The sequence below is a fragment of the Methylopila musalis genome (genome assembly GCF_042679725.1).
Lineage (GTDB): Bacteria > Pseudomonadota > Alphaproteobacteria > Rhizobiales > Methylopilaceae > Methylopila > Methylopila musalis.
Genome location: NZ_JBHTMX010000293.1, coordinates 1 through 2,436 on the forward strand (window position 1 = coordinate 1; position 2,436 = coordinate 2,436).

Consider the following 2,436-nt stretch of genomic DNA (forward strand, 5'->3'; position numbering starts at 1 on the left):
GCCACGGGCGCCCGGCGGCCGACGCGCTGGCTCGGATCCCTCAGCGGCTCGTTGGCCGCGACCGCCTTGGGCTCGAACGCCCTGCGGCCGGCGCCGCGCCCGCCGGTGACGAGCGGGGCGTCCTCGCCGTGATCGACGCTCGGAGCCTCGAAATCGCAGCCCGCCTCCTCCGCCAGACGCCGGCCGAGCTGGTCGGCGAGGGTGCGGGTGCGCACCTCCTCCACCGCGCCTTCGCCGAGGTCGCCCAGCTGGAACGGGCCGAAGGACACGCGGATGAGGCGGCTGACGGCGAGGCCGAGATGCTCGGCGACGCGCTTCACCTCGCGGTTCTTGCCCTCGCGCAGACCGATCTGCAGCCAGCAGTTGTCATTGAGCTGGCGTTCCAGCGTCGCCTCGATCGGGCCGTAGTGGAACCCGTCGATGGTGACGCCCTCTTTCAGCGCGTCGAGCTTGTCCTGCGTCACCCGGCCGAAGCAGCGCACGCGGTAGCGCCGCAGCCAGCCGGTCTCCGGCAGCTCCAGCACCCGCGACAGTCCGCCGTCGTTGGTCAGCAGCAGCAGGCCCTCGGTGTTGATGTCGAGCCGGCCCACCGTCACCACCCGCGGCATGGCGGGCGGCAGGATCTGGAACACCGTCTCGCGGCCTTCCGGATCATGGGTCGTGGTCACGTAGCCGCGCGGCTTGTGGTAGAGCCAGAGCCGCGTGCGCTCGCGCGCCGGCAGCGCCCGTCCGTCCACCGTCACCCGGTCCCGGGGCGTGACGTTGCGCGCGGCGGCGTCGATGACCGCGCCGTTGACGGCGACGCGGCCCTCGGTGATCCACTGCTCGGCCTCGCGCCGCGAGCCGAGGCCGGCGCGGGCGATGACCTTGGCCACGCGTTCGCCCGGAGGCGACGCGGCGGAAGCGGGCTCCGGCGCCCCGTCGGGGCCGGCTGAGGTCGGTTCGTCGGACTGTGTCATGATGCGGCGGGCGATAGCATGTGGACGGTCAATTGACGAGAGATATCACGGCTTCGCCGATGGAGCGGGCGCTGGACGAGGCCCGCGCCGCCGCGGCCCGCGGCGAAGTGCCCGTGGGCGCGGTCGTCACGCGGGACGGCGCGGTGATCGCCGCAGCCGGAAACCGCACCCGCGAGCGGAACGATCCCACGGCGCACGCGGAGATTCTCGCCATCCGCATGGCCTGCGAGGCGCTCGGCTCCGAGCGGCTCACGGGCTGCGACCTGCACGTCACGCTGGAGCCCTGCCCCATGTGCGCGGGCGCGATCTCCTTCGCCCGCATCCGGCGGCTCTATTTCGGAGCCGAGGACCCGAAGGGCGGCGCGGTGGTCTCGGGCGCGCGGCTCTATGACCTGCCCACCTGCCACCACGCCCCGGACGTCTATCCCGGAATAGCGGAGTCCGAGTCCGCGGCCCTGCTGAAGGACTTTTTTCGCACGCTTCGCATCCCCATCTGACGTTTCGAGCGAACGGAACGCCCACTTTGCGCGTTTCCGCCGCGACCGCCCGACCCCGGGCGTAGAACGCGAGGAAGTTTCGATGGACGTCGTGCGCATCCTGATCGCCATTCTGCTGCCGCCGCTCGGCGTGTTCCTGCAGGTGGGCATCGGCTTGCACTTCTGGCTCAACATCCTGCTGACGATCTTCGGCTACGTGCCGGGCATCATTCACGCCATCTGGGTGATCGTACGCAAATGACCGCTTACGCAGCCTCCGGTTTCGCCGGCCGCATGGAGCGGCCGGACAAGGACGCGATCCTTGATGAGCTGGACCGCCTCGCGACCCTGCTGGATTCGCGCTGGCGCATCCCCGGCACCACCTGGCGCTTCGGGCTCGACGCGGCCGTTGGCCTCGCCCCCGGCGTCGGCGACGTCGCCATGGGGCTGGTGTCCGCCTACCTGATCAAGCGCGCCAGCGATCTCGGCGCGCCGACGCACATCCTCGTGCGGATGGTGGGCAACGTGGCGCTCGACACGGCGGTGGGCTCGATCCCGATCCTCGGATCGGTGTTCGACGTGGCGTTCAAGGCGAACCGCCGCAACATGCGGCTGCTGCGCCGCCATTTCGGCCGCTGACGCGGCCCGCGCGGTGGACCTTCCGTCCGCCGCCGCTTAGGCTTCCGGCCACAAGAGCCGCGCGAAGCCGTGGCCGGGAGACGAGCGCCATGTTCACCTTCTACGACCTGATGCGGCAGGCGCAGGGCGGCGCCGCCTTCGACAACATGGCGCGCGCCTATGGCGTCGATCCGGCGCAAATGCGCGCGGCCATGGCGGCGCTGACGCCCGCCTTCGCGCAGGGGTTCCAGCGCCAGTCCCGCAACGACGAGGCTGCGCGGCGGCTGCACCAGATGTTCGGCGCCGACGTCTACGCCCGCGCCTTCGAGGCGCAGGCGGCGGCGCTCGATCCGTCCGCGCGGGCGGCCGGCGACGACGCGCTC

At 71.7% G+C, this 2,436-nt stretch carries 5 protein-coding genes; 4 read left to right on the top strand and 1 reads right to left on the bottom strand.

Annotated features, from left to right (window positions below; translation table 11 throughout):
- A partial coding sequence (locus ACFQ4O_RS16850) for a pseudouridine synthase (protein ID WP_378777428.1) occupies positions 1–959 on the bottom strand: 959 nt, incomplete at its 3' end.
- 59 nt (positions 960–1,018) lie between these two features.
- Here ACFQ4O_RS16850 and ACFQ4O_RS16855 point away from each other — a divergent pair.
- The 4 genes from ACFQ4O_RS16855 to ACFQ4O_RS16870 all read left to right on the top strand — a co-directional run.
- Entirely contained in the window at positions 1,019–1,456 is a 438-nt protein-coding gene (locus ACFQ4O_RS16855; protein WP_378777430.1) for a nucleoside deaminase, read from the top strand.
- An 82-nt stretch (positions 1,457–1,538) separates the two neighbouring features.
- A complete protein-coding gene (locus tag ACFQ4O_RS16860) occupies positions 1,539–1,697 on the top strand; it encodes a YqaE/Pmp3 family membrane protein (RefSeq protein ID WP_378777432.1) in 159 nt (52 codons plus the stop codon).
- Positions 1,694–2,074: a DUF4112 domain-containing protein gene (locus ACFQ4O_RS16865; RefSeq protein ID WP_378777434.1), complete on the top strand. Its 381-nt coding sequence runs from the start codon at positions 1,694–1,696 to the stop codon at positions 2,072–2,074. Before ACFQ4O_RS16860 ends, ACFQ4O_RS16865 begins: the two co-directional genes overlap by 4 nt.
- 89 nt (positions 2,075–2,163) lie before the next feature.
- On the top strand, positions 2,164–2,436 hold a 273-nt coding region (locus ACFQ4O_RS16870), incomplete at its 3' end, for a DUF937 domain-containing protein (RefSeq protein WP_378777436.1).

What these genes read in the sequence shown, in the direction of transcription:
- ACFQ4O_RS16855 (WP_378777430.1), top strand. Translation starts at nt 1,019, where the DNA reads ATGGAGCGGGCGCTGGACGAGGCCCGCGCCGCCGCGGCCCGCGGCGAA.
- ACFQ4O_RS16860 (WP_378777432.1), top strand. Translation starts at nt 1,539, where the DNA reads ATGGACGTCGTGCGCATCCTGATCGCCATTCTGCTGCCGCCGCTCGGC.
- ACFQ4O_RS16865 (WP_378777434.1), top strand. Translation starts at nt 1,694, where the DNA reads ATGACCGCTTACGCAGCCTCCGGTTTCGCCGGCCGCATGGAGCGGCCG.